At 64.8% G+C, this 23069-nt stretch carries 23 protein-coding genes; 9 read left to right on the forward strand and 14 right to left on the reverse strand.

What is annotated here, in order from left to right; translation table 11 throughout:
• Positions 1 to 59: 59 nt before the first annotated feature.
• The 3 genes from DTPSY_RS06420 to DTPSY_RS06430 are packed head-to-tail and all read right to left on the reverse strand — an operon-like array spanning position 60 to position 1792.
• Complete coding sequence (locus DTPSY_RS06420) at positions 60 to 896, reverse strand: macro domain-containing protein (RefSeq protein WP_238526576.1); 837 nt, start codon at positions 894 to 896, stop codon at positions 60 to 62.
• Between the two features lie 33 nt (positions 897 to 929).
• Positions 930 to 1493, reverse strand: a complete 564-nt coding sequence (locus tag DTPSY_RS06425; protein WP_015912913.1) for a TIR domain-containing protein — start codon at positions 1491 to 1493, stop codon at positions 930 to 932.
• Between the two features lie 8 nt (positions 1494 to 1501).
• Positions 1502 to 1792: a helix-turn-helix domain-containing protein gene (locus DTPSY_RS06430; RefSeq protein ID WP_015912914.1), complete on the reverse strand. Its 291-nt coding sequence runs from the start codon at positions 1790 to 1792 to the stop codon at positions 1502 to 1504.
• Between the two features lie 242 nt (positions 1793 to 2034).
• Between DTPSY_RS06430 and DTPSY_RS06435 the strand changes: the two genes are divergently transcribed.
• From DTPSY_RS06435 to DTPSY_RS06475, 9 genes are all read left to right on the forward strand, one after another.
• Positions 2035 to 2385: a DUF2958 domain-containing protein gene (locus DTPSY_RS06435; RefSeq protein ID WP_015912915.1), complete on the forward strand. Its 351-nt coding sequence runs from the start codon at positions 2035 to 2037 to the stop codon at positions 2383 to 2385.
• Positions 2386 to 2692: 307 nt separating this feature from the next.
• On the forward strand, positions 2693 to 3454 hold the full coding sequence (locus tag DTPSY_RS06440; protein ID WP_015912916.1) for a DUF2285 domain-containing protein: 762 nt from the start codon (positions 2693 to 2695) through the stop codon (positions 3452 to 3454).
• A gap of 83 nt (positions 3455 to 3537) precedes the next feature.
• Positions 3538 to 3819 carry a helix-turn-helix transcriptional regulator gene (locus DTPSY_RS06445; RefSeq protein WP_015912917.1) on the forward strand — a complete coding sequence of 94 codons (282 nt, stop codon included), beginning with the start codon at positions 3538 to 3540 and terminating at the stop codon, positions 3817 to 3819.
• Between the two features lie 26 nt (positions 3820 to 3845).
• Positions 3846 to 4703, forward strand: coding sequence for a replication initiator protein A (locus tag DTPSY_RS06450; RefSeq protein WP_015912918.1), 858 nt, complete (start codon positions 3846 to 3848; stop codon positions 4701 to 4703).
• A gap of 253 nt (positions 4704 to 4956) precedes the next feature.
• Positions 4957 to 5595 carry a ParA family partition ATPase gene (gene parA, locus DTPSY_RS06455; RefSeq protein WP_015912919.1) on the forward strand — a complete coding sequence of 213 codons (639 nt, stop codon included), beginning with the start codon at positions 4957 to 4959 and terminating at the stop codon, positions 5593 to 5595.
• Entirely contained in the window at positions 5592 to 5855 is a 264-nt protein-coding gene (locus tag DTPSY_RS06460; RefSeq protein ID WP_015912920.1) for a hypothetical protein, read from the forward strand. Before parA ends, DTPSY_RS06460 begins: the two co-directional genes overlap by 4 nt.
• Entirely contained in the window at positions 5852 to 6397 is a 546-nt protein-coding gene (locus tag DTPSY_RS06465) for a DUF2840 domain-containing protein (protein WP_015912921.1), read from the forward strand. The genes DTPSY_RS06460 and DTPSY_RS06465 overlap by 4 nt, the downstream gene beginning before the upstream one ends.
• On the forward strand, positions 6394 to 6993 hold the full coding sequence (locus DTPSY_RS06470) for a S26 family signal peptidase (protein ID WP_015912922.1): 600 nt from the start codon (positions 6394 to 6396) through the stop codon (positions 6991 to 6993). Before DTPSY_RS06465 ends, DTPSY_RS06470 begins: the two co-directional genes overlap by 4 nt.
• 448 nt (positions 6994 to 7441) lie before the next feature.
• Positions 7442 to 9415, forward strand: a complete 1974-nt coding sequence (locus tag DTPSY_RS06475; protein WP_015912923.1) for a relaxase/mobilization nuclease domain-containing protein — start codon at positions 7442 to 7444, stop codon at positions 9413 to 9415.
• Positions 9416 to 9517: 102 nt separating this feature from the next.
• Here DTPSY_RS06475 and DTPSY_RS06480 read toward each other — a convergent pair whose 3' ends face one another.
• From DTPSY_RS06480 to DTPSY_RS06530, 11 genes are all read right to left on the reverse strand, one after another.
• Complete coding sequence (locus tag DTPSY_RS06480) at positions 9518 to 11890, reverse strand: phosphoketolase family protein (protein ID WP_015912924.1); 2373 nt, start codon at positions 11888 to 11890, stop codon at positions 9518 to 9520.
• A gap of 82 nt (positions 11891 to 11972) precedes the next feature.
• Positions 11973 to 13181, reverse strand: coding sequence for an acetate/propionate family kinase (locus tag DTPSY_RS06485; protein WP_015912925.1), 1209 nt, complete (start codon positions 13179 to 13181; stop codon positions 11973 to 11975).
• A gap of 54 nt (positions 13182 to 13235) precedes the next feature.
• Positions 13236 to 13709, reverse strand: a complete 474-nt coding sequence (locus DTPSY_RS06490; protein ID WP_041838813.1) for a cytochrome c — start codon at positions 13707 to 13709, stop codon at positions 13236 to 13238.
• Positions 13710 to 13757: 48 nt separating this feature from the next.
• The gene (locus DTPSY_RS06495; RefSeq protein WP_015912927.1) at positions 13758 to 14957 is read right to left on the reverse strand and encodes a lipid A deacylase LpxR family protein; all 1200 of its coding nucleotides are present in this window, start codon (positions 14955 to 14957) and stop codon (positions 13758 to 13760) included.
• The gene (locus DTPSY_RS06500) at positions 14954 to 15820 is read right to left on the reverse strand and encodes an LOG family protein (protein ID WP_015912928.1); all 867 of its coding nucleotides are present in this window, start codon (positions 15818 to 15820) and stop codon (positions 14954 to 14956) included. Before DTPSY_RS06500 ends, DTPSY_RS06495 begins: the two co-directional genes overlap by 4 nt.
• Positions 15817 to 17229, reverse strand: a complete 1413-nt coding sequence (locus DTPSY_RS06505; RefSeq protein WP_015912929.1) for an MBL fold metallo-hydrolase RNA specificity domain-containing protein — start codon at positions 17227 to 17229, stop codon at positions 15817 to 15819. The genes DTPSY_RS06500 and DTPSY_RS06505 overlap by 4 nt, the downstream gene beginning before the upstream one ends.
• Positions 17230 to 17245: 16 nt before the next feature.
• Complete coding sequence (locus DTPSY_RS06510; RefSeq protein ID WP_015912930.1) at positions 17246 to 17446, reverse strand: YgaP family membrane protein; 201 nt, start codon at positions 17444 to 17446, stop codon at positions 17246 to 17248.
• Positions 17447 to 17466: 20 nt separating this feature from the next.
• Positions 17467 to 19011, reverse strand: coding sequence for an efflux transporter outer membrane subunit (locus DTPSY_RS06515; RefSeq protein ID WP_015912931.1), 1545 nt, complete (start codon positions 19009 to 19011; stop codon positions 17467 to 17469).
• Positions 19008 to 20126, reverse strand: coding sequence for an ABC transporter permease (locus DTPSY_RS06520; protein ID WP_015912932.1), 1119 nt, complete (start codon positions 20124 to 20126; stop codon positions 19008 to 19010). Before DTPSY_RS06520 ends, DTPSY_RS06515 begins: the two co-directional genes overlap by 4 nt.
• A gap of 4 nt (positions 20127 to 20130) precedes the next feature.
• Entirely contained in the window at positions 20131 to 21300 is a 1170-nt protein-coding gene (locus DTPSY_RS06525) for an ABC transporter permease (RefSeq protein WP_013519667.1), read from the reverse strand.
• A complete protein-coding gene (locus DTPSY_RS06530; RefSeq protein ID WP_015912933.1) occupies positions 21297 to 23069 on the reverse strand; it encodes an ATP-binding cassette domain-containing protein in 1773 nt (590 codons plus the stop codon). Before DTPSY_RS06530 ends, DTPSY_RS06525 begins: the two co-directional genes overlap by 4 nt.

Consider the following 23069-nt stretch of genomic DNA (forward strand, 5'->3'; position numbering starts at 1 on the left):
TAGCACCTGCCGAGGCAGCATCCATGAGAAGCGGGCTCGTTCCGAGCTGCTATTGGAAATTACACGCCGTTCCTAGCGGATCTAATGTCGAGAAGATTGATTTGGTCAATCTTGTCTTTGTGGATCACGATGGTCAGCTTCGCGGGATACTTGAATCGCATTTCGCTGATCCTGAACGTCCACAGCATTATCTTCAGGAGATCCTCGTCGGAAATGTTCTTGTGTCCTTTGATCCGCGTGATTCCCGAACCGAAGATCGTGGTCGATACGCTTTGCTGAGCGTAGACGTTGTTTACCTTGTCCCAGAAATTGATGAGAAACTCAAGGTACTCTGGCATCGTCAGCAGCGCCTTGTTGTTCTCGTCGAATTTGGAGAATGCGGTCAGGAGGTAGTCTTTGTACAGGCAGATCGTGCCTATCTGATATCTTTTCTTCTTCCCCTGTTTTCTGGTTTCGTTCTCATCCAGGACTTCGCTGTTATCAAAAGCGTATTCCTCGATGTGGCGGTCCAGTTCGGAGAGCGGGACGCCGAGATGCTTCTGGATGAAAACGCCGTTGAGGGAAGTCTCGCCAATTATCTTGTTGTCCACCTGCGTGTCGAAATACTCATTGAAGGCGATGGCCTTCAATCCAGGCTGCCGGAAAATGTCGCCAGTCTTGATCGCTACATCGCTGCCCTCGACATTGATGTCGATACTGTTCAGGTTGTTCGACCAGAGCCATATCACCAAGTAGGTGAGTGCCTGTACTGCCAGGAAAGCCAAGCCAGCCTTCAGCTTCCACTCGGCAGGGATGTCAACAAAAATAACTACGAATGACAGCGTACCGCTGACGACAGCGGTGATTTCAAGGAATTTCTTGATGACCCGTTTGTCAAAAAAGTTGACCTTCGCCATGACGTGGATCATTCGCTCCGATATATCGATTGATTACGGGTTGTATCTGTAGATGCCAGGGGCCTTCACGCTCCCAACCATGAACTCGCCGTCCTGCAAGGATTTCTTGATGAGTTCCTTATTCATTGGGACATGAAGCGTAGGGACTTTGCTCATCGAATCCCGGAACACGGGAAGATTTTCCCACAGGTTCTTGACCGCCTGCTTCAATGATCCACCGACCAGCAGGCTTTCCTTAGTGGCATATTCGGGGTAGACGACGATGATGGGCAGCCCCTGGTCGTTGATCCCGTAGTCGATTTCTTCTCGAAGGGCGCGGGAATTCGTCGTGATCGAACTCAAGATGAGGATGATGTTCTTCGAGTTCCGAAGGCGCTCCCTGAGTCTCGGCTTCAGGGTGGATTCCCAATCGCTGCCGTCGCGGACGCTGTAAGTTTTGTCGTGCGAATCGACGAAGGGAAACGTCGCATCAGCGCCTTTCCACATCCGCAGGGTGTTGTAGTATTGAAAATCTTTTGTCGCATTGGCACCCAGCGAGCTGGGATGGAATGGCTCCGCAACGTAGAAGGCGGTGTAGTTTCCATTTCGATATGTCATGGCGCTTCTCAATCTCCATCTGAATTCAATACCGCCTCAAGTTCCTGGCGAACCTGCGCCAGCAACTCGTCAGCCTTGCGCGTGCTGTCGCCTGCGTAAGCCAGCGTTAACAGCGTGAGCGGGTGGATCTCCATCACCTCGCACAGCTCGGCCAGTTTGTTAAGGGTCGGGCTTTTGAGGTCGCGCTCCAGGGTACTCATATAGGTGCGGCTCGACACGTCCGAAAACGCTTCTTGGCTCAAGCCACGCGCTTTCCTGACTGCCTTCAAAGCCTTCGCCAATGAGTACTGAGCCGCCACCTATGGTTCCCCTGAAAAACCAAGATGACAACCCATTGCGCTCTATAGAGCTACAATCTATAGTGTTCACTTGTCGTTGTTCTCTGCTTTCGTGCCTTTACGGAAATCTGCATCGGCGGGTTCCAGCAAAGCCACGCAAGCGCATTCGCACTTGCGCACGAAGGCGTAAACCCGGTTTGGTGGTTCCGCGCTTTGGCGCGAAACCGCATCCGTGCAACATTGGATTTGTGGGATTACCGACCATGCCCCAGCCGCTTGCCACCGACCCGGAGCGCGCGCAACTGCTCGCCAACGGCGAGGCCCGTGCCGCTGGCGAGGCCATCGACCCGATGCCCGTGGTGCGCCTGTTCACGCCGGACGCGCATGTGACCTGGCTGCTGGCGGCGCTCGACCCGGCCGATGGCGACACCGCCTGGGGCCTCATCGACCTGGGGATCGGGATGCCAGCGCAGGGCACTGTCAAGCTGTCCGAGCTGGCCGGCATCGTCGGGCCGCGCCAGCAGCCCGTGCTACGCGACCTCTATTTCCGTCCCACGCGCACGCTGTCGGAATACACCCGGCTGGCCGAGCGCGACGGAGCGATCCCGGACTGAATACGTCCTACTGTGACTTTTTCAGTCTGGTGTCATACCGGGTAAGTCTCAATCGAGATTCTTGCGGCGTAGCCCCACCAGTCTGACCCAAATAGACAGGATGCTTGGCGCGGGTTGCGGCAGGCTGGCTTGTGCAGTGTCCCCGGTAGGGGCGCTGCCGCCGCAGCATTGAGACGGATACCGCAACGCATCGGAGCCAATTGGTCTTGACAGCCCCATTCGCCTTTTAACCCATGACGTTCCGACGAGGGCGATGTAGCGCGTAGTTCTTCCGTGGCGGCGAGTTCTGTTCGCAGGAGGAGGCGTCATGGTCAATCCTCATCACGTCGCGCATTGGTATCCGACTGCCGCATACCTGTATGTCTTTTGGCTGGATGCGCTCGCGCTCGCCTGGGAGTACCTGCGCAGGCATCCCGACTACCGGCTCGACTGGCTGCGCCGTCATCGCCGGCCTGAAGCAGCGCATCGCTGGGGTTTGCGCCTGCTGGAAGACCCAGCCCTGGATGCGCGCGACGCGCATCCAGCCTGGCTGCCCGGCCATGCCGCTGTAGTGCAACTCTACCCCGATGCTGATCCGCCGCAGGATGCCACCGCCTTCGCGTTCTGGCGCATCCCCGGCCACAAGCAACTATTCCACGACGGCAAGAAGCTGGCGCTGATCGCGCGCAGCCCAGGCCATTGCCTGCGCTTTGCGCTGGCGCCCGGCCTGGAAGACGGCATGGCCGTGGCCTATGCCCAGCGCGGCGGCACTGCCGCGCCTGCGCGCGGTCATGCGCCCGGCGCAACCTTCGCCGCCAGCACGCCGAGGCCAACACCTTCCGCGCTATTGGAGCTGCACACCTTGCAGGCGCTCGACGCGACCCTTGCGGGCGCGTCTTTGCGTGATGTGGGCGAAGGACTGTTCGGTGCCGACGCCGCGGCCGACTGGTACAGCGACGGCGGCCTGCGCTCGAAGGTGCGCCGGCTGGTACGGCGCGGCGATGCACTGATGCGCGGCGGCTATCGCCGCCTAGCACAGCTTCCGCCGCTTGAGAAGGGCCGTTTTGAGGACGACGCAGAACGGCCCTGAGCAGGACAGCTTGGTTTTCTGAGACTGCCTCCATCCGGTCGCGCTGTGTGGCCGGGCGTTTTCAACCGATGGAGGTTCACACCATGCGTCCCGCTCCCTTGCGGCCTGCCGCCACTGTCTCGACCGCTGCCGCGCAGCCCCAACGCTATCTCACCAACGACGAAGCCGCCGAGTACCTGCGGCTGTCGCCGCGCACGCTGGAAAAGCAGCGCGTGATCGGTGGTGGGCCGCGCTTTCGCAAGTTCGGCCGGCGCGTGATGTACGCCGTGGCCGACCTCGATGCCTGGGCCGCCGACCGCAGTTTCGAGACGACTTCCGATCCCGAATACGCCGAGCACCACTCGGCCGACAGCCGTGACCGCTGATCGGCGGCGCGCGGCAGGCCACCGCCATGTCCAGCACCGCGCTGCCGTCCCGGCAGCGGCCGTTGCAGGAGCGCGAACAGCTCGATTTGTTCCGCGCCTTGCCCGGCGACATGGCGCCGCGCGACAGCCAAGACTTGATGGCCTATCCGTTCTTCTCGCTCGGCAAGTCCAAGCGGGTCAAGCCCATCGACTTCCGTGCGGGCAACGTGACGATTCGCGTGGAAGGCACGCAGGAGCACGGCATCGCCACGATTTGGGATGCGGACGTGCTGATATGGGCGGCTTCGCAGATCGTGGAGGCGAAGGACGCGGGCTTGCGCCCGTCGCGGCTGATGCGCGCCACGCCCTACGAGATCCTGCGCTTCATCGGGCGCGGCAAGTCGCTGCGCGACTACCAGCGCCTCAAGGCCGCGCTCGACCGGCTGCAATCGACCACGGTGGCCACGTCCATCCGCGAGACGACCGGACGGCGCCTGCACCGTTTCTCGTGGATCAACGAATGGAAGGAGCTGGCCGATGCCAGCGGTATGCCGCTGGGCATCGAGCTGATCCTGCCGGACTGGTTCTATGCGGGCGTGCTCGACGCCGCCCTGGTGCTGACCATCGACCCGGCGTACTTCCGGCTCACGGGCGGCATCGAACGGTGGCTGTACCGCCTGGTGCGCAAGCACGGCGGCAAGCAGGCATACGGCTGGCAGTTCGACTTCCGCTACCTGCACCAGAAGTCCGGCAGCACCGCGAAGCCCTACGACTTCGCCTGCGACCTGCGTGCGCTCGTCGCGCGGCAGTCGCTGCCCGGCTACGTCCTGGGCATCGAGCGGATGCCGGACAACGGCATGGAACTGCTGACGTTCCGGCCCGTGCTGTATACGGCACGGGGATAACTCCGGGAGAGCCTGTGGATGGAGTCGTGCTATCAGGCGTGCGGGGTATCGTGCTATCAGGCGTGGGACTATCGTGCTATCAGGCGTGCCGATCGACCGCAAGCCCACGCCAGCATTGGGTTTCCTCGCCCTCTAACTTCCCTAACTTCATTTCTCTAACTTTTAGTAGGGAAACGCCGCTGCGGTGGACCACCACCACGCGGCCACGAACGCAGCAGCAAAAGCCCGACTTTCCAGCATGGAGGGCGAGGCCATGATCGTCGCTTTGCTCAACCAGAAAGGCGGCGTGGGTAAGACCACGCTCGCCACGCACATCGCCGGCGAGCTGGCGATGCGCGGCCAGCACGTCGTATTGCTGGACGCCGACCCGCAAGGTTCATCGCTGGACTGGACGCAGCGCAGAAGTCAGCAAGGCTTGCCACGGCTGTTCAGCGCCGTGGGCCTTGCACGCGAAACGTTGCACCAAGAGGCACCAGAACTCGCCAGGCGAGCAGATCACGTCATCATCGACGGCCCGCCGCGCATCGCCGCCTTGGCGCGCTCCGCGCTGCTGGCGGCCGAGCGCGTGCTGATCCCGGTGCAACCCAGCCCCTACGACCTATGGGCCAGCGCCGAGATGGTGGCGCTGATCCGCGAGGCTCAGGTGTTTCGGCCTGCACTGCGCGCGGCCTTCGTCATCAATCGGCGCGTCAGTACCACCGTGATCGGGCGCGAAGCGCGCCAGGCGCTCGCCGACCAGCCGCTTCCTGCGCTGCGCGCGGAAGTGCATCAGCGCATTGTTTTCGCCGACAGCGTGGCCGCTGGCCGACTTGCACGCGAGACGGCGCCGGGCAGCGCTGCCGCACGCGAAATCACCGCCCTGGTGGACGACCTGCTGCGGTGGCCGACATGACATCAAAGCCGCCACCACGCGCCAAGCGCGTCGGCGTCGGGGCGCGTCCGCCCGCGAATCCGCACGCCGAGGCGTGGATTCGCCAGGGTGACGCCGATGCGCTTAACAAGGGCGATCTCTACACCGCCCGCCTGACCCTCGACATCACGCCCGCGCTGCGCGCTCGTATCAAGGTGTCGGCCTTCACGCAAGGCGTGACCGTTGCCGACTTGCTGCGCGGCCTGCTGGAGCGGGAGTTTCCCCCGGAGAAGACACCATGAACGCATCCGCTCTACCTGCGGCGCACGCGGCCACGGCTGCGCCGTTGCGCGCGCCTTCGGTACTCGCTGGCCTCGTCGGCAGCGTGCCGCTGACGCGCGTTTCGCTGGCCTACATCGAACCGCGTTTCAAGCTCTACCTGCGCTTCGGCGAACCGGCGCGCACGCTTCAGCTCGACCGCTGGCGGCGCTGCGCGGTGTTCCTGCCGAACGCGGTTTTCTGCCGCATCCGCTGGCAGGCCAACGACTACGGCACGATCCGCTGGCAGCTCATGGTGATGCAGGCTGCCACGCCGCTGGACGCCGTGCAGCGCATCCCCGGCGTGCAGCCCGGCGCGCGCCTGATGCTGCACGCCGAAGGCGAGAACGCGGTGCGTGCCGTGCTGGAACGCATCGACGGCATCGACGCGCAGGGCATTGCCGCCATCGACGTGTCACCCGCGTACTGGCGCACTCTGGGCAACCGTCTGGCGGCCCGTCTGCCGCTGCCCGAATACACCACCGAGCGGCACGCCGCTTGGCTGGCCGGGAGGGCGCTGCCATGACCGCTCACTCCACCACCGCGCGCACGCCCGAAGCCGCGCCGCGTCCTCGCTCGCGCCTGCGTGCTCGCATCGTGCTGGCGGGCCTGTCCGCCTGCGGCCTGGCTGCGCTGGCCTGGGCGTCCTTCGTGCATCCGCTGCCGCGCCTGATCTACAACCCGTCCGACAGTGTGGCGGTCGGCTGGTATCGCGTCGATCCGCTGGGCCACGATACCGGCTCGCTGCCACGTCCTCTGTCCGTGGGCAGCATCGTTCTGACCACGCTGCCGCCAGACGCTGCCACGCTGGCCGCGCAGCGCGGCTACCTGCCGGCGCGCGTGCCGCTGCTCAAGCGCGTGGGCGCCGTTGCACCGCAGGAGGTGTGCATCACTGGCCGCGTTGTCCGCATCGACGGCGTGCCTTCGGCCGCCGTGCTGCCTGCTGACCGCTGGGGCCGGCCGCTGCCATCCTGGCAGCAATGCCGCCGCCTCGAACCCGCCGAACTGTTCCTCTTGAGTGTGACCAACCCGGCGTCGTTCGACAGCCGGTATTTCGGGCCGGTCAGCACATACGCCGTGATCGGCGTCGCACATCCGGTCTGGCTGGGATCCCGCCCATGAAGGCCGTCGATTCGCTGCACGTCGCCGTGCATCTTGTCGTGCCATCGGGCGTGTCGTTCTGCTGTTCGTCGCCGTGTTGTCGCGCGTGCAGTGCGGGTGCATTCGCACCGCACTTCGCGCTGCCTTCGGCGCAGCCGTCCCACGTGCAGGCGTCTTGCCTCGAACGCGCCCGGCCTGCGGCCGTGTCCGCGTTCGCCGGCGCGCTGGCTGCTCGCGCAGCAGCGCCGCCGGGCCGCCGCTGCCCGGAGCGACAGCGAAGGGCAAAGGCGGAAGGCAAGACAAAAGGACGCGGCACCGGGCCGCGTCGAAAGCCAGTCTGCACGTGGGGTTGGCGCAGCACGGCGCAGCTTCGCTGCCGTGCCGCTTGTGGCGCGAGACCCGCGCCGATGCAGGCATGTCCGCGTGCTTTGCACGACCAGACACGCCCGAGCTTGCAGAGGGCATAACCATGACCGACCGTCGCGACGACGATTTCCGCATCCGCCCCAGCGCCCCGAAGAACCGGGGCCAGGGCTTCGTCTCCAAGGTGCTCAAGCAGGCGGGCAAGGCCAACGGCGGCAAGTCCTCGGTGCGCCGTGCGGCATCGGCGCGTGGCACCGGCCAGCGGCCCGGTTCGCGCCTCGGGCGCGGCCACACGGCGGCGCGCTTCGCGGGGGCGAAGCTCACGCCTATGTCGCGGCGCGTGACCATCAAGACGCTGCTGGTCAACCAGCGCCAGGCCAGCCCGCAGTCGCTCGCCAAGCACCTGCGCTACATCGAGCGCGACGGCGTGGGCCGCGACGGCGAGCCGGGTCAAGCCTACGGGCCGCAGACCGATGCGGCCGCCCTCGATGCCTTCAAGGAACGCTGCACCGACGACCGACACCATTTCCGCTTCATCCTCTCGCCCGAGGATGGGGCCGAGCTGGAAGACCTGCGCACCTACACGCGGCACCTCATGGGCCGCATGGAGGCCGACCTGGGCACGGGCCTCGATTGGGTGGCCGTCAATCACTGGAACACGGACAACCCGCACACGCACATCGTCGTGCGCGGGCGCGACGACACCGGCAAAGACCTCATCATCGCGGGCGACTACATCGCCCACGGCTTCCGCCATCGGGCCGCCGAACTGGCGACCGAATGGCTGGGACCGCGCACTGAGCTGGAGATCCAGCAGACCTTGCAGCGCGAGGTGGAGCAGGAGCGGTGGACGAGCCTGGATCGCACCCTGCAACGCGAGGCCGGCGAGGACGGCCGAGTGCAGATCGAACGCTTCAACGAACCGAGATTGCAACGCCAGCGCCTGCTGCTGATCGGCCGGCTGCAACGCTTGCAGCGCCTGGGCCTGGCCGACGAGATGCAGCCGGGCACCTGGGCCGTCCATGCCGATGCCGAGAAGACCCTGCGCACCCTGGGCGAGCGTGGCGACATCATCCGAACCATGCAGCGTGCCATGCGCGGCGAGCCGCGCGAGCTGGCGGTATTCGAGCCGGGTGAAGATGGCCGCACGGTCGTCGGGCGCGTCGCCGCGAAAGGACTGGCCGACGAGCTGCGCGACCGGGGCTATCTGGTCATCGACGGCGTGGACGGCAAGGCCCACTACGTCGCGCTGAATGCCCGTCATGAGCTGGCGAACTATCCGACCGGCGCTGTGGTGGAGGTGAAGGGTTCGGCCGACGTGCGCGCAGCAGACAAGAACATCGCCGCGCAGGCGAGCGATGGCCTGTACCGCACTGACCATCACCTGGCGATTGAGCAAGGCCGGGCTAAGCCTGGCCGCGATCCGCAGGAAGTCATCGCGGCCCATGTCCGTCGACTCGAAGCCCTGCGCCGGGCCGGTATCGTGGAGCGTGTCGCCGAAGGGCTATGGAAGGTGCCCGGTGACCTGCCCGAACAGGGCCGCCGCTATGACGCGCAGCGCCTGGGCGGTGTGGCCGTGGAGCTGAAATCGCACCTGCCCATCGAGCGGCAGGCCCGCGTGATCGGAGCCACCTGGCTCGACCAGCAGCTGATCGGTGGTGGCAGGGGGCTGGGCGATCTGGGCTTTGGTGGCGACGCCAAGCAGGCCATGCAGCAGCGCGCCGACTTCCTCGAAGAACAGGGACTGGCCCAGCGGCGCGGGCAGCGCGTGATTCTTGCCCGCAACCTGCTCGACACGTTGCGCACCCGCGAACTGGCGCAGGCTGCCAAGGACATTGCCGCCGAAACCGGCTTGCAGCATCGCACTGTGGCCGATGGCCAGCGCGTGACCGGCATCTACCGGCGCAGCGTCATGCTCGCCAGTGGGCACTACGCCATGCTTGATGACGGCATGGGGTTCAGCCTGGTGCCTTGGAAGCCGGTGATAGAGCAGCGACTGGGGCAGCAGATCGCGGCGACTATGCGCGGCGGCGTTGTGTCGTGGGATGTGGTGCGGGGACGTGGGATGTCGATCGGCTGAAACCGCCCCTCAAGAGAAAGCTCTTCACGACGTCTCCGTGGCGTATCGCCAGGCAGCGCTGTCGGCACACTTCGTGGCCAGCACACGGTTCGCGCGCCTGACTCACGCGCTCAGTAAATCACGTGGATCGCCGGTGCCATCAAGAGCTGCGCGCTGTGCATGGTCGAGCAGTGCTTCGCGATTCCAGTCGGCCACGGTCGCTGCTGCATCCACCGCATGCGCGCAGGTGCAGCGGTTGGCGAACAACATGCCGGGGACATCGAAAGTACCGCCGCGGCAGATGTAGCCGAGGGCGCGGGTTCTGGCGGGGCCGCTGTCGATGCGGCGCAGGATGCCGAGCATGGGCTCGGGGCGGGTGTGGGTGAGGATCACGCGCGGCAGGCCCGGCGGAAACAGCGCGTTGACGGTGGCGTCGTCATCGACGAATTCGGCTTCCATGGCGTCGCGCGGGATGCGCAGGCGGCCGGGTTCCAGGATGACGGTGACGCAGGCGCGCTTGCCCAGTCTGGCAAGGTGCCGCTGCGCCTTGATCGCCTCGTCGAGCTGGTAGGCGCCCAGCGCGATGAGCTGGACATCGGCCTTGGCAGGGTCGCCGATCAGATGGGCTGCACCGTCACGGATCAGGCGTTGCGCCGATTCGGCGTCGAAGCGGTTTTCCACGTCGCGCTTGGAGACGATCAGGCAGGCCAGTTGGCCGCGTCCGGCATAGACGTCGCGCAGCGCGGCGACGGCGGTGTTGCCATCCACCGGGAACAGTACGCGCGAGGTGTCCGACATCTCGCCCAGCAGGGCCTCGCCGATGGTCGGATCTTGATGTGATTGTTCGTTCTTGGCGTTTTCCCAGGTGTGCGAGGTGACGATGAGCGGCACAGACAGCCAGCCGGCGGGCCGGCCGACCTGGCGCTGGTGGCGGGAGAAGGTGATTTCCTGCCGCATCAGACCGAGCATCTTCACGGCGAACGCTTCGTAGCTGACGATCAGGTTCAGTCCACCCTTGTTGCCGAGCGCGGCGGCGGCCACGGCTTCTTCGTTGAGCGCGGTGATGATGGCGCCGTGCAGGTCCTCGGGCACGCTGGGTTCGGGCTCGTTGACGCGGTGCTTGAGCAGCGCCAGCGTGTCGCCCATCTTGTTGCTGGCCAATTCGTCAGGGTTGCCGATGCGCATGCGCAGCTCGGGATTGGCTTTGGCGAATTCGACGAACCACTGGTCCAGCGCCGTCATCGCACTGCCTTCGCTGCCTGATATTTCCCAGCGCGGTTCGGGCAACCTGGGCGCAGCGGGGTGGCGGTGCGCTAGCGGATGCGTGCTTTCCAGCGGGCGCTGCTGGGCGGCGTGAGTTGCGAAGGCGGCGAGCGCAGCATCGAGTTCGGCCGGAGCAACTAACAGTGCCGCCGCGCATTCATTGAACAGCCCACGCATGGCGGTATCCGTGTGGGGGTTGCCGCCCAGCGGCAGGTTGTGCGCGGCGTTGCTGTCTGCGCCCCGAAAGCCGAAGCCCTTCTCGGTCTCGGCGATCACGTAGGGCAGAGGCGCCGGATAGCGGCGATCCGGATCAGCGGCGAAGGCGCGCAACGCGTCCTCAGCTTCGATGATCGCCCAGGCGATCGCAGCCGGGTCGCGGCCATCGACGATCACCGGGTCGAAGCCGTTGTGGCGCACGTCTTCGGCCAGCCATTGCGCACCCCCTTCCTGCATGATTTGGGTGCGCTGCTCGATGCGGCGACCGTTGAGAATCATCACCGGCACAGCGAAGCCGCTGTCCTGCGCACGCCACCAGCGTGGTGCCCAGTCCGGGCCACGCTGCTCCTCGAAGGCGCCGTCGCTCAGGAAGGCGACCAGCGATTCACCAGGCAGCGGCATGTGGATGTACTGCAGTTCGGCAAAGCCGAGGTAGCCGCCTTCGGACACGGCGCCGGCAGTATTGGGGCCGGCATGGCTGCCCAGCGGCACCGCCGGGCGGCCCTGCGCATCGATGGCGTAGGAATAGAAATCGGCGCACAGGCGCGACAGGCCTTCCTCGCTGCGGTCGTAGCGACCCCGCTGCGCGGGCGAGACGTCGCCGGTCAGCGCATTGACGGCTTCGATGGCGGCGACGCAATGGCCTTGGCCCATGATCCAGCCGCGCGTGCTACCGGTGAGCGCGTTGGCGAGCAGGTAGCCGACGAAGGCCAGCACCATGTTCAGTGAGCCGCCGGTGTGGCCTTCGGGCGTTGGCTTGAAGTCCTCGGCTGACAGCACCGCGCCGGAAAGATCGATGCGGCGCGCATAGGTCATGTGCGCGACCACGTTCATGGCCACGCAGCCCAGGCGGTCGGCGGCGGCAAGCAGGGTGTAGGCCGTTGCTTCGTCGGCAACGCGGCCGTCAGCGATCAAGCGAGCCACCAGCGCCTCGACACGTGCGGCGGTCTCGTCGCGATGGACGATGGGGCCGTGGCCGGTCAGCCAGCGCTGGCGGAGGGTGGAAGCGGTGGTCATGTGATTTTCCTTCTTTGGTGCCGACGAACCCAATGTGGCTACAGAGCTCGTTGAGCCGAGCGAGCTTTGCCTGGCTGGGACATCACGCGGCGCTCATCAATTCCTGCGTATAGCGTGCTGCGACCCATTCCTCGTTGGTAGGCTCCACCGCGACCAGTACCCGGCTGTCGGTGGTGGAGATGACTGGGGCATCAATGGCGTTGGCATCCGTATCCAGTTTGATGTCGAGAAAGGCCAGGTCGCGGCAGACGCGCTCGCGCACGAAGGCGTTGTGCTCACCGACGCCGGCAGTGAACACGAACAGATCCAGGCCGCCAAGGACTGCGACCAGCGCGCCAATCTCGCGCACGATGCGGCGCACGTAGAGCGCTAACGCGATGCGGGCGCGTTCGCCGGCTTCGCCAGGATCAGCCTCGTGCATCACCACGACGCGCGGTTCGGCCGAAATTCCGGAAACACCGAGCAGGCCGGACTGGTTGTAAAGCGTGCGGCCCACTTCTTCCAGCGAGAGCTTTTCGATTTCCATCAGGTAGAGTAAGGCGCCCGGATCGAGCGAACCTGTGCGGGTGCCCATCATCAGGCCGTCGAGTGCGGAAAAGCCCATCGTGGTGGCGACGCTTTGCAGGTTCTGCATCGCGCACAGGCTGGCCCCGCTGCCGAGATGCGCGACGATGGTGCGGCCGCGTGCCAGATCGCCGTGGCGCTCGGGGAGAACGTGGCTCATGTAGTCGTACGAAAGGCCGTGGAAGCCGTAACGGCGCAGACCGCGTTCCCAGGCCGAGTACGGCAGCGGCAGGATCTGCTCCACCTTTGGCTCCGTGCGGTGAAAGGCTGTATCGAAGCACGCTACCTGAACAATTCCGGGCCACTGCTCGAACAGCAAACTCATGGCCTTCAGAGGAAAGGGTTGGTGCAGGGGCGCCAAAGGAATCAAGGCCCGCAGCTCCGCGATGGTGCCAGCGGTCACCAGGGTTGGCTCGAAGTACCTGCTGCCGCCATGAACGACACGATGCGCGATGGCCACAATGCGGCGGCCATCGAGTCGGGCCACGATGCGCGCTTGAATCAACGCCAGAGCGGCGGTGTGAGGGTGTTCGTGATCCAAATGGATGCGCTGCTGTGCAGTGCCACTGTCGCTGTACTCAGGCACAGGCCCAGTAATCCCTTGCACCTTGCCGTGCCAGAACGGCTTGCGCGGCAACGGGCGCGCCTGTGCATCGAACAAGGCGAACTTGATGCTTGAGGAGCCGCAATTGAGTACCAGGATGAGGCTCGGCTGTGAGTTGCTCATCGTGACGCTCCCAATCGTGATGTCCCATACAAACCGGTCTGGGACAAATGCGTGTCAGCGACTCTCATAAAATTGCTTCATGAACGATTGTCGGAAGCTTTGGTGACAAGCAAGGCAGCTTTGTTGCGTCTTGGAGAATGCCGCGATCACGGCCTGGCCGTCACCGCGTTTGGCGGCATCCCCCATGGAGCTCGCAGCGTCATGGACCTGTCCATCGAAACCCCGAAACTTCCCGGCATCCGTGCCAAGCCAGCCAAGAATGCGCATTTTTTCGCCCAGGGGTGGCTCGGCATGCTTGGCGATTCTTGGCGCCAACTCGGCGACCAGCGTCCACTCCTCCTTGGAAATCGCACCGGTGACGGCTTGCATGTCACGGCCAAGCTTCTCCATGACGCTGCGAAGCGCCATCGGCTTTGCAGCCTCGGCGGACTGCGCACCAAGCCCCGTGGCGGCGGTAGCCAAGGCTACTGATAAGGCGATCGTCAAAAGCTGTCGATGGTTCAAGAGGTGACTCACTAGGTTCTCCATTGAGGTTGTTGGTGAATGCTTCGCAGGCGAGCGCATGGCTTCGGGCTTTCAAAATTCCATGCTCAGCGCAATCGATCCGAAGGCGTGATGGCCGATCTGCTGGTCGAACTCGCGGGTTCTCCAGACGCGCATCACGGCAAGCCGCACGCCATGCCCGGCAACAATCCATTGGCTGCTGATGCCAATGGCTGCCTGAGCGACCCAGGGTCGTCGACTGACGTGGTGGCTGTGCCGAAACAGATTCCCGTCGAGCGAGAAGTCCCAGGCAACGGCTTTGGCCTCCAGGTTTAGGAATGCATGCGCTCCGGGTTTGGGCGCGCGCGCCGATTGCGGCTCTGTCCTGCGCAGGTCGGAAACGCCCGAGGGCGGGCGGTTCTCAGCGCCGGGTCGAATCGGATAGCTGCCGAAATCGTTCGGAATGTTCCAGCCCGCACGCAATTCCACGCCGGTACTGGCTGCGGTTTCAATGTTTCCGATCCGCAGGGCATAGCTGCCGATCACGTCGCCGCTCCATCCCGGCCGGACGGCACCCTCCGTGTACGACTTGAACTTGCGCTCCATGGCCATCTGGAACGCGGGTTCGTTGCGCAACTGGTTGTCCCAGCCGCGAAAGCGATCGATGCCCCGCACCCGATGCACCAGATCCTGTGATTGCTCCGCCAACGACCAAGGGCCAATCACGCCCAGGGTCAGTTCGCGCACGTCAAGCATTTCGTAGCTGGCGGCCTGTGGTTGGACGCGGCGATTCCATGCCAAGCCCAGGTACAGCAGGCCGGCGTACGGGCGATCGTCGGAAATCAGATCGGTGCGCGTCTTGTCCTCGGGCGTGTACATGGACTGGCCGAAGCGCACGACGATGTTTTGCGATGCCGACCGGGCTCCAGAGTCCCGCCAGAACTCGGGATCAGCCCAGCCGATGAAGCGGGTATACCAGGCAATCGGTTGGGGCAGACATTCCGGGCGGAGCGCGCCTTGCAGATCGCGCGAAACCACGCTCAACGCCACGCCATTGGTGTAGTTGCGGTCGGTACCGGTGAACAAATCGTTCTCCAGGCGCAGGGTGCCTCCTCTCCAGTGCAGGGACTGCTCTGGCAGGCAGCGGGAAGAATCAGCTGAGGGTGTGAGTTCCGTGCCATGGGCGGCAACCGGACCGAGCACCGCGCAGGCAACCATCAGCGTGACACTGCGCACCGGCCGCCGCGCATTGGCCTTGGGCAGGCGCGCGTGACGGCTGCCGATGCGCATCATGATGGCGTGCCGTCTGTTGCCCTATCGATGTAAAAGCGTTCCAGGGCGCCAATGATTTCTTCGGCTTTGTCCACGCAGGTAAACAAGTCGAGATCGGATGGTGATACGTAGCCTTCGTCGAGCAGAAGGTCGAAATCAACGGCCCGATGCCAGAAGGTGCGACCGACCAGAACCACCGGAATCCGCTGCATCTTGCCGGTTTGGATCAAAGTCAACACTTCGAATAATTCATCGAGCGTGCCGAAGCCGCCCGGAAAGGTCACCAGACCACGCGCATGCATCAGGAAATGCATCTTGCGCAGCGCGAAATAGTGGAACCGGAACGCCAGCTCCGGACACATGTAGGAGTTCGGGGTTTGTTCGTGCGGCAACGTGATGTTGAGCCCGATCGAGCGAGCCCCGGCATCGAAAGCACCGCGATTGGCTGCCTCCATGATGCCTGGCCCGCCACCGGTGATGACGACGAAATCGCACCGCTCCTGTTGCTGGAAGCGCTTGGAAATCAGGTGGGCGAAGCGCTGTGCCTCTTCGTAGTAGCGCGCCTGTTCCACGCGGCGGCGGGCTCGGGAGAGCTCTTGTGTCAGCTTGGAATTCTGCGGCGTGGTGCGCGCCTGCTGCTCCAGCGCGTCAAGGCGGGCGGTGGCCGTCTCGGCGTCGCTGACGCGTGCACTGCCGAAGACCACCACCGTCGAATGGACGCCTTGTTCGTGCAGGATGCGCTCGGGCTTGAGCAGCTCAAGCTGCAGGCGCAATGGCCGAAGCTCTTCCTGGCCAAGCAAATCGATGTCTTCGTACGCAAGACGGTACGTGGGTGAATCGAGGATGGCGCGCAGGCGCTCGTCAGGATCAGCGGATGGGGTCATCGCTCGATCGCCAGAAAATCCGGCCAGGGCACCACCTGGCCATGTTCAGGCACCGAGACCTGCCAGCCAAGCTGCTGTTGCAGGAGTTCCGCAAAATTCTGCGCAGCGGACGGCTCCCCATGCACCACGAAGGTTTGCTCCGGGGCTTGCTTGAAGCCGCGGGCCCAGGCCATCAGGGCCGGTTGGTCGGCGTGCGCCGAGAGCCCATCGACACTGTGGATCGCCGCGCGCACCGGAATGTCGTCGCCGAAGATGCGCACGCGTTGAGCGCCATCGACCAGTTGACGGCCAAGTGTTCCCTGCGCCTGGAAGCCGGAGAACAGGACACTGCATTCCTTGCGCGGCAAATTGTGGCGCAGGTGGTGCCGGATGCGCCCCGCATCGCACATGCCGCTGGCGGAAATGATGATGGCGCCCGAACGAATCTGGTTCAGCGTCATGGACTCTTCGGCACTTTCCGTGAAATGCAGATACGGCAGGTTTTCGCCGCGCGCGTGCCATCCTGCCAGGCGCTTTGCCTGCTCATCGAACAGCTCAAGGTGCTCGCGTGTGATGCGCGTGGCTTCCGTGGCCATAGGCGAATCAACGAATACCTTCGGTTGCCGCAGTCGCCCCTCGCTGGTGAGACGGTGCAGGTGGTAGAGGACTTCCTGGGTTCGACCGACCGCGAAGGCCGGCACGATGACGTTGCCACCGCGCTCGAACAGGGTTTTCTCGACGATGCCGATCATCTCCTCTTCGGTGGCCGAGAGGTCCTTGTGCTGGCGGTTGCCATAGGTGGACTCGATGACGAGGATGTCGGCGTCCTCGATGGGTGTCGGGTCGCGCAATATCGGGCGTCCCGGCTGGCCAAGGTCGCCACTGAATACCAGTTTCGTCGGGTAGCCATACTCGGTGACCCAGACTTCGATAATGGCCGATCCGAGGATGTGTCCGGCATCGCGAAAGCGTGCGCGCACCCCGACACGGGGCGCGAACTCCCGGTCGTATTCGATGCCTCGTACTTGTTGCAGGCATTCGCGCGCATCCTGCAGCGTGTACAGCGGCGGCAGCGCATCCTCTCCACGGGATCTTTTGGCACTGCGTTTTGCATCGCTCTCCTGGATGTGTGCGCTATCGGGCAGCATCACGCCCAGCAGATCAACCGTAGCGGGAGTGGCGTAGATGGCTCCTTTGAACCCAGCGCGCGTGAGTTTGGGCAACAGCCCGCTATGGTCGATATGGGCATGGGTCAGGAGCACGAAGTCGATCGACGCCGGATCGAACGTGAACGGCTCGCGATTGCGCGCCGCCGCCGTGCGCCCGCCCTGAACCATGCCGCAATCCACCAGGAAGCGCAGGTTGAGCGCCTCCACCAGGAAGCACGATCCGGTGACTTCACGCGCAGCGCCCAGAAAGTTCAGTTTCATAGGATGCTCACTCGGGTTATTTCTTTTGCATCGGGCAGGTGCTCACGCCGAGCAGGCGGTAACCTAGGCAGCGACCCGCCAGGCCGGTGATCAACGGCATGATTCCAATGAGCCCCAGCCAGCGCCACGGTGAATCCAGCCACAACGGCAAGCTGAGCAGGATCAGGCCGATGACGACGCGCGCGATGCGGTCGAGATTTCCTACGTTGATTTGCATGGTGATCTCCTTTCGTTGAATCAAGGAACTGAGGGTGCTGCGAGCACAGTTGCGATCGGCTTCAGGGCTGGATTCTTGGTTTGCGATGTCATTGCAGGTGCATCCCAGCCACCACCAAGCGCCTTGTACAGCGCCACCAACTGCACCGCGGCGCTGGTATGCGCGCGGGCGGCCGCGGTCTCGGCGTCGTGCAAGCTGCGCTGGGCGGCCAGCAGTTCCACCAGTGCAACATCGCCCGCGGCGTAGCGGGCCTTGGCGTAGCCGTAGCTGGTTCGTGCCGCGTCCAAGGCCATGGCGCGGCGCTCCAATGTGTCCAGCCCGCCGTGATAGTCGCCAAGCGCACGCTCGGCGTCGCCCAGCGCCGCCAGCACCGCCTGCTCATAGGCCAGCGCAGCCTGCTGCTCGGCTGCCTCACGTGCCCGGATTTCAGCGCGCACGCGGCCGCCGTCGAACAGGCGCCAGGAAATCAGCGGCAGGATGGAAAAACGTGAGCTGGATGCATCGAACCAATCGCCCGTGCTGAGCGCCTGAAACCCGCCGCCGACACCGATGGAGAGCTTGGGGAAGAGCTCGGCCGTGGCCACGCCGATGTCGGCGGAACTTGCTGCCAGTCGCCGTTCCGCAGCCAGCACGTCAGGGCGTCGGCGCAGCAGGTCGGCACGCTCGCCCACCGGCAAGGCACGCAGCGTGCACGGTGCCAATGGGCCGTCGAGCAATGCCAGTTCACGCTCGGGCGGGGAGCCTAGCAGCACACCCAGGCCAAGCACCGCGGCGCGCTGGCGTGCCTGGATGTCCGGCAGCAGCGCGTTGACGGCGGTCCACTGCGCGTAGGCCGCCTCTACATCGGCGGCGGATGCGTCGCCCAATGCATGCCGCAGGCGCACCAACTCCAAGGTCTGCTGCAGCGTGTCCAGCGTGGCTTGTTGTGCATGCAGCTCGTATCCAGCGCCAACGGCAGTGAACCAGGTGCGCGCAACCTCGGCCGCGACGCGCATGCGCACACCCTGTGCTTCGACTTCGGTGGCTTGCAGGCGGGCGCTGGCGCCTTCCAGGGCGCGCCGCTTGGCGCCGAACAGATCGGCCTCCCATGCCGCGTCGAAGCCCGCGTCGTAAATGGTCTGGGTGGCGTCAAGGCCAGGGATGGAGCCAACGGGTAAAGGGCCGTTCTCGCTTTGACGGCGCCGGTTGACGCTGACCCCAGCGCCGACGGTGGGAAGACGCTCCCCGGCCACGCGATCGCGCAGGGCACGCGCTTCATCGATGCGTGCAGCGGCCTGACGCAGATCCAGGTTCTGTGCCAGCGCCGTATTCATCAGGCGATCGAGAATCGGATCGTCCAGCACGGACCACCAGCGGGCCAGATCCGCAGACTGCGATTCACTTGCCAAAGGCAGAGTCCAACCGCTGCCAATATCGACCGGTGGCGGTTCGCGGTAGTCGGGGCCCACAGTCGCACAGGCAGTCAGCAGCACGCAGGACATGGCCAGCGCGACCGGGCGCAAGCCCTTGGACGTCGGCTTCGCGGCTAGCGTGCACGAGGAGAGGTGGTGGGGTTTTGTCTTCATTGCAGGCGTCCTCGGACGAATACGGTGGCCATCGTCAGCGTGGCGAGGGCGATGAGCGCCAGCGGCCAGAGGCTGGCGAGAATGTCGCCGGGCGGCATGGCCTTGAGGAAGCTGCCTTCGACGATGATGAGGAAGTGGGTCAGCGGAATGGCCTGGGCCAGCCACTGCAGGACGAGCGGCATGTTTTCCACCGGCGTCGCAAAGCCCGACATCAGCACCGCCGGCACGCCAATGGCGAACGCCCCCAGGATGGCCTGCTGCTGGGTCATGCTGACTGCGGAAATCATCAGGCCGATGCCGACCACCGACAGGATGAACAGCACCAGGCTGGCGAGCAGCAGCGCGAACGAGCCGGTGAACGGGATGCCGAACAGGAACACGCCGGCGCTGATCATGAACAGGCCCAAGAGCGTGCCGATCGCCAGCGCAGGCAGCGACTTGGAAACAATGATCTCCGGCGTCGAGGTGGGCGATACCAGCAACTGGTCGAAGGTGCCCAGTTCGCGTTCGCGCGCGATCGACAGCGAGGTGATGAGCAGCGCGCTGAACAGCGCCAGGATGCCCGTGAGCCCAGGCACGATGAACCAGCGGTAGACCAGGTTGGGGTTGAACCAGTGGCGCACGACCACGGGCGTCGGCGCCTGCGCGTCGGGCACGACCTCGGCCCCAACGTCGGCGGCGATGGTGGACAGGTAGGCGACGGTGATCTGGCCCGAGTTGCTGCGCCGGCCATCGACCAGAACCTGGGCGCGGCCGCTGTCGCCGGCGGCGATGGTGCGCGAGAAATTCACGGGAATGGCGAGCGCGGCGATCACCTCGCCGCGGTCGATCATCTCGTGCAACAGCCGCTGGCTGTCCACGTGCCGCACGTGGGTGATGAAGCGGGCGCTGTCCAGGCGCTGCACCAGCTCGTGCGACCAACGCCCGGCGTCCTGGTTGTAGACGGCGATGTCGACGTTGCGCACTTCCAGTGTGGCTGCAAAGGCGAATACCAGCAGTTGCAGGATCGGCGGTACGAATACCACCATGCGGCTGCGCGGGTCGCGCAGCACGCTGAGCACTTCCTTGATGAATTGGGCGCGCAGGCGGGTGAACGAGAAGGCGGAGGTCAACATGGCTTCACTCCAGGTTCTTGCGCGTGGCGCGCTTGGCGATCAGGAAAAACAGCGCCCCAATCGCCGCCATGGCCGCCAGGTTGGGCAGGAAGACGGCCCAGATGTCGCCGGCCAGGAACACGGTCTTGAGCGAATCGACGAAGTAGCGCGCCGGAACCGCCCGAGTGATGGCGCGGATCGGCGCTGGCATCGCATCGATCTCGTACAGAAAGCCTGAGAGCATGAAGGCCGGCAGAAAGCCCGTGAACAGGGCGATCTGCGCCGCCAGGAACTGGTTGCGCGCCAGCGACGAAATCAAGAGGCCCTGGCCCAGCGCCGGCACCATGAACACCGCCGACAAGAGCAGCAGCGCCGCCAGAGAGCCGCGCATCGGCACGCCGAACACGAACACGGCTAAGGCCGCCGCGCCCAGCGTGGACAGCATGCCGAGCACGAAGTACGGCAGCAGCTTGCCGATCAGGATTTCGGCCACCGACGCGGGCGTGGACAGCACCGCTTCCATGGTGCCGCGCTCCCATTCGCGCGCCACCACCAGCGCGGTCAGCATGGTGCCGATGATGGTCATGACGATGGCAATGGCCCCGGGAATCAGCGCGCGACGGCTTTCCAGCTCGGGGTTGAACCAGTAGCGTGGCTCCAGCACGACGGATTGCGCGGGTGCCGCGACATCCAGCCCGGCACGCCAGGTCTGCACCACGCCGCGGGCGTAGTTCTCGACGTAGTTGGCGGTGTTGGGATAGGAGCCATCGGTGATGATTTGCACCAGCGGTTCTGCTCCGCGCTGGGCCAGGCGCTGCTCGAAATCCTGCGGAATGACGACGTAGCCGCGCAGCGCACCGGAGACGAGCTGGTCTGCCACCTCGCGCCGGTCGTGGGCGAATTGCGTCTTCAAGAAGCGGGTGCCCGAGAAGGCAGCGGCCAGCGACTGCGCCGATGCACCGGGCGACTCCAGCACGACGCCGACGCGGACCTCCTTGGCATCCAGCGACACCGCATAGGCGAACAGCAGCAGCAACACTACCGGCAGCACGAAGGCGATCAAGAGCGTCGAGGGGTCGCGCAGCGCCTGATAGCTTTCCTTGGTGACCAGGGCCATCAGCCGCCGCAGGTCAAAGCGGCGCAAATCGCTCGGCTCCAAAGCAGCCCCTTCCTTGCGTTGTGCTACAGCGTTCATGCGGCGGCCTCCATCTCGCGGTCGGCAGATTCCACCAGGTGAATGAAGGCGTCCTCCATGGTCGGGTCGGGGTGTTCGACATTGGCTGCGGCGCGCTTGAGCGCATCGGGCGTGTCCAACGCGATCAGGCGTGCGCGCGAGAGCATGGCGACGCGGTCGCAGTATTCGGCCTCGTCCATGAAGTGGGTGGTGACCATGATGGTCACGCCCTTGCGCGCCAGGCCGTTGATGTGGGTCCAGAACTCGCGCCGGGTGATCGGGTCCACGCCCGAAGTAGGCTCATCGAGGAACAGCACGGGTGGCCGATGCATGAGCGAGCAGGCCAGCGCCAGGCGCTGCTTGTGCCCCAGCGGCAGGGAATCGGGCGTGGCGGACAGCCACTCCCCCAGATCGAAGGTCTCGATCATCTCGGCAATGCGCTCGCGCCGGGTGTTGCCTTCCAGCCCGTAAACGCCGGCCGAAAATTCCAGGTTCTGCTGCACCGACAGCAGACCGTAGAGCGAGAATTTCTGCGCCATGTAGCCGAGCCGGCCCTTGGCTGCACCGGTGGCGCGGCGCAGATCATGGCCCACCACATGCGCTTCACCAGCAGTGGGTTTCAACAGGCCGCACAGCATCTTGAAGGTGGTGGACTTGCCGGCGCCATTGGGGCCGAGCAGACCGAAGATTTCGCCCTTTTGCACCTCGAAGCTGACGTTGTCGGTGGCGGTGAATTCGCCGAAGCGTTTCGTGAGGTTGCGGCAGGACACGGCAACGTCCGAACCCAGCTCGACTGGTGGCAGGCGCTCGGCCAGTGTCGAAGTACCGCCGGGGCCGCCGCCAAGCAAATCGATGAAAGCGTCTTCGAAGCGTGCGGGCACCGGGGCCAGCGCTACGCGCGCACGATCAGCCAGCGACTGGATTTGGCTTGCCTGCGCACCGTCCCGCAGTACCACACGCACGCCGGCGCCCTGGATCACTCCGTCGCTCACGCTCTCCAGATCGAGTGCCTCGGTCAGAACCGCGCGGCGCTCGGCGCCGACGTTTTCCAGGCGAAAGCTGCGGCCTTCAAGTTGCGCGGTGAGTTGCTGCGGTGGACCATCGAACAGGAGCTGCCCCTGGTTCAACAGCAGCACGCTCTCGCAGCGCTCGGCCTCGTCGAGGTAGGCGGTGGACCAGACCACGGCCATGCCCTCATCGGTCAGTGCCTGCACCATGCGCCACAAATCCTGCCGGCTGACCGGATCGACGCCCACGCCGGGCTCGTCCAGCAGCAGCACCTTGGGCCGCGCCATCAGCGCACAGGCCAGCCCCAACTTTTGCTTCATGCCGCCGGAGAGCTTGCCGGCCAAGCGTTTGGTAAAGGGCCCAAGCCGCGTGAAGTCCAGCAACTCGGCAAACAGATCGGCATTGCGATCCGCGTCCATGCCGCGCAGCTGCGCATACAGGCGCATGTTCTCCATCACCGACAGGTCTTCGTACAGGCCGAAGCGCTGCGGCATATAACCGCTGGCGACATGGATGGCGTCGTTGTCCTTGACCACGTCAAAGCCAGCCAGGGTGACGCGACCGGCGTTGGGCACCAGCAGGCCGGTCAGAATGCGCATCAGCGTCGTCTTGCCGGCGCCGTCCGGGCCGACCAGGCCCGTCAGCCGTCCGTAGTGGATGTGCGCGCTCAAGCTGCGCAGGGCCTGCACCTTGCCGAAATGCTTGTCCACCCCTTCGATGACGACGGCGGCAGCGGCGACAGCGCTTGCCGGCGTGGCGGCCATGGCGGTGTCTGCCTGCAT

Origin of the sequence: [Acidovorax] ebreus TPSY (assembly GCF_000022305.1) — a bacterium.
In the GTDB taxonomy this organism is placed as follows: Bacteria; Pseudomonadota; Gammaproteobacteria; order Burkholderiales; family Burkholderiaceae_C; genus Diaphorobacter; species Diaphorobacter nitroreducens.

Excerpts from the sequence above, each read along its gene's own strand:
- DTPSY_RS06420 (WP_238526576.1), bottom strand. The coding sequence starts at position 896 with ATGGCGAAGGTCAACTTTTTTGACAAACGGGTCATCAAGAAATTCCTT.
- DTPSY_RS06425 (WP_015912913.1), bottom strand. The coding sequence starts at position 1,493 with ATGACATATCGAAATGGAAACTACACCGCCTTCTACGTTGCGGAGCCA.
- DTPSY_RS06435 (WP_015912915.1), top strand. The coding sequence starts at position 2,035 with ATGCCCCAGCCGCTTGCCACCGACCCGGAGCGCGCGCAACTGCTCGCC.
- DTPSY_RS06440 (WP_015912916.1), top strand. The coding sequence starts at position 2,693 with ATGGTCAATCCTCATCACGTCGCGCATTGGTATCCGACTGCCGCATAC.
- DTPSY_RS06445 (WP_015912917.1), top strand. The coding sequence starts at position 3,538 with ATGCGTCCCGCTCCCTTGCGGCCTGCCGCCACTGTCTCGACCGCTGCC.
- DTPSY_RS06450 (WP_015912918.1), top strand. The coding sequence starts at position 3,846 with ATGTCCAGCACCGCGCTGCCGTCCCGGCAGCGGCCGTTGCAGGAGCGC.
- parA (WP_015912919.1), top strand. The coding sequence starts at position 4,957 with ATGATCGTCGCTTTGCTCAACCAGAAAGGCGGCGTGGGTAAGACCACG.
- DTPSY_RS06460 (WP_015912920.1), top strand. The coding sequence starts at position 5,592 with ATGACATCAAAGCCGCCACCACGCGCCAAGCGCGTCGGCGTCGGGGCG.
- DTPSY_RS06465 (WP_015912921.1), top strand. The coding sequence starts at position 5,852 with ATGAACGCATCCGCTCTACCTGCGGCGCACGCGGCCACGGCTGCGCCG.
- DTPSY_RS06470 (WP_015912922.1), top strand. The coding sequence starts at position 6,394 with ATGACCGCTCACTCCACCACCGCGCGCACGCCCGAAGCCGCGCCGCGT.
- DTPSY_RS06475 (WP_015912923.1), top strand. The coding sequence starts at position 7,442 with ATGACCGACCGTCGCGACGACGATTTCCGCATCCGCCCCAGCGCCCCG.
- DTPSY_RS06480 (WP_015912924.1), bottom strand. The coding sequence starts at position 11,890 with ATGACCACCGCTTCCACCCTCCGCCAGCGCTGGCTGACCGGCCACGGC.
- DTPSY_RS06485 (WP_015912925.1), bottom strand. The coding sequence starts at position 13,181 with ATGAGCAACTCACAGCCGAGCCTCATCCTGGTACTCAATTGCGGCTCC.
- DTPSY_RS06490 (WP_041838813.1), bottom strand. The coding sequence starts at position 13,709 with ATGGAGAACCTAGTGAGTCACCTCTTGAACCATCGACAGCTTTTGACG.
- DTPSY_RS06495 (WP_015912927.1), bottom strand. The coding sequence starts at position 14,957 with ATGATGCGCATCGGCAGCCGTCACGCGCGCCTGCCCAAGGCCAATGCG.
- DTPSY_RS06500 (WP_015912928.1), bottom strand. The coding sequence starts at position 15,820 with ATGACCCCATCCGCTGATCCTGACGAGCGCCTGCGCGCCATCCTCGAT.
- DTPSY_RS06505 (WP_015912929.1), bottom strand. The coding sequence starts at position 17,229 with ATGAAACTGAACTTTCTGGGCGCTGCGCGTGAAGTCACCGGATCGTGC.
- DTPSY_RS06510 (WP_015912930.1), bottom strand. The coding sequence starts at position 17,446 with ATGCAAATCAACGTAGGAAATCTCGACCGCATCGCGCGCGTCGTCATC.
- DTPSY_RS06515 (WP_015912931.1), bottom strand. The coding sequence starts at position 19,011 with ATGAAGACAAAACCCCACCACCTCTCCTCGTGCACGCTAGCCGCGAAG.
- DTPSY_RS06520 (WP_015912932.1), bottom strand. The coding sequence starts at position 20,126 with ATGTTGACCTCCGCCTTCTCGTTCACCCGCCTGCGCGCCCAATTCATC.
- DTPSY_RS06525 (WP_013519667.1), bottom strand. The coding sequence starts at position 21,300 with ATGAACGCTGTAGCACAACGCAAGGAAGGGGCTGCTTTGGAGCCGAGC.
- DTPSY_RS06530 (WP_015912933.1), bottom strand. The coding sequence starts at position 23,069 with ATGCAGGCAGACACCGCCATGGCCGCCACGCCGGCAAGCGCTGTCGCC.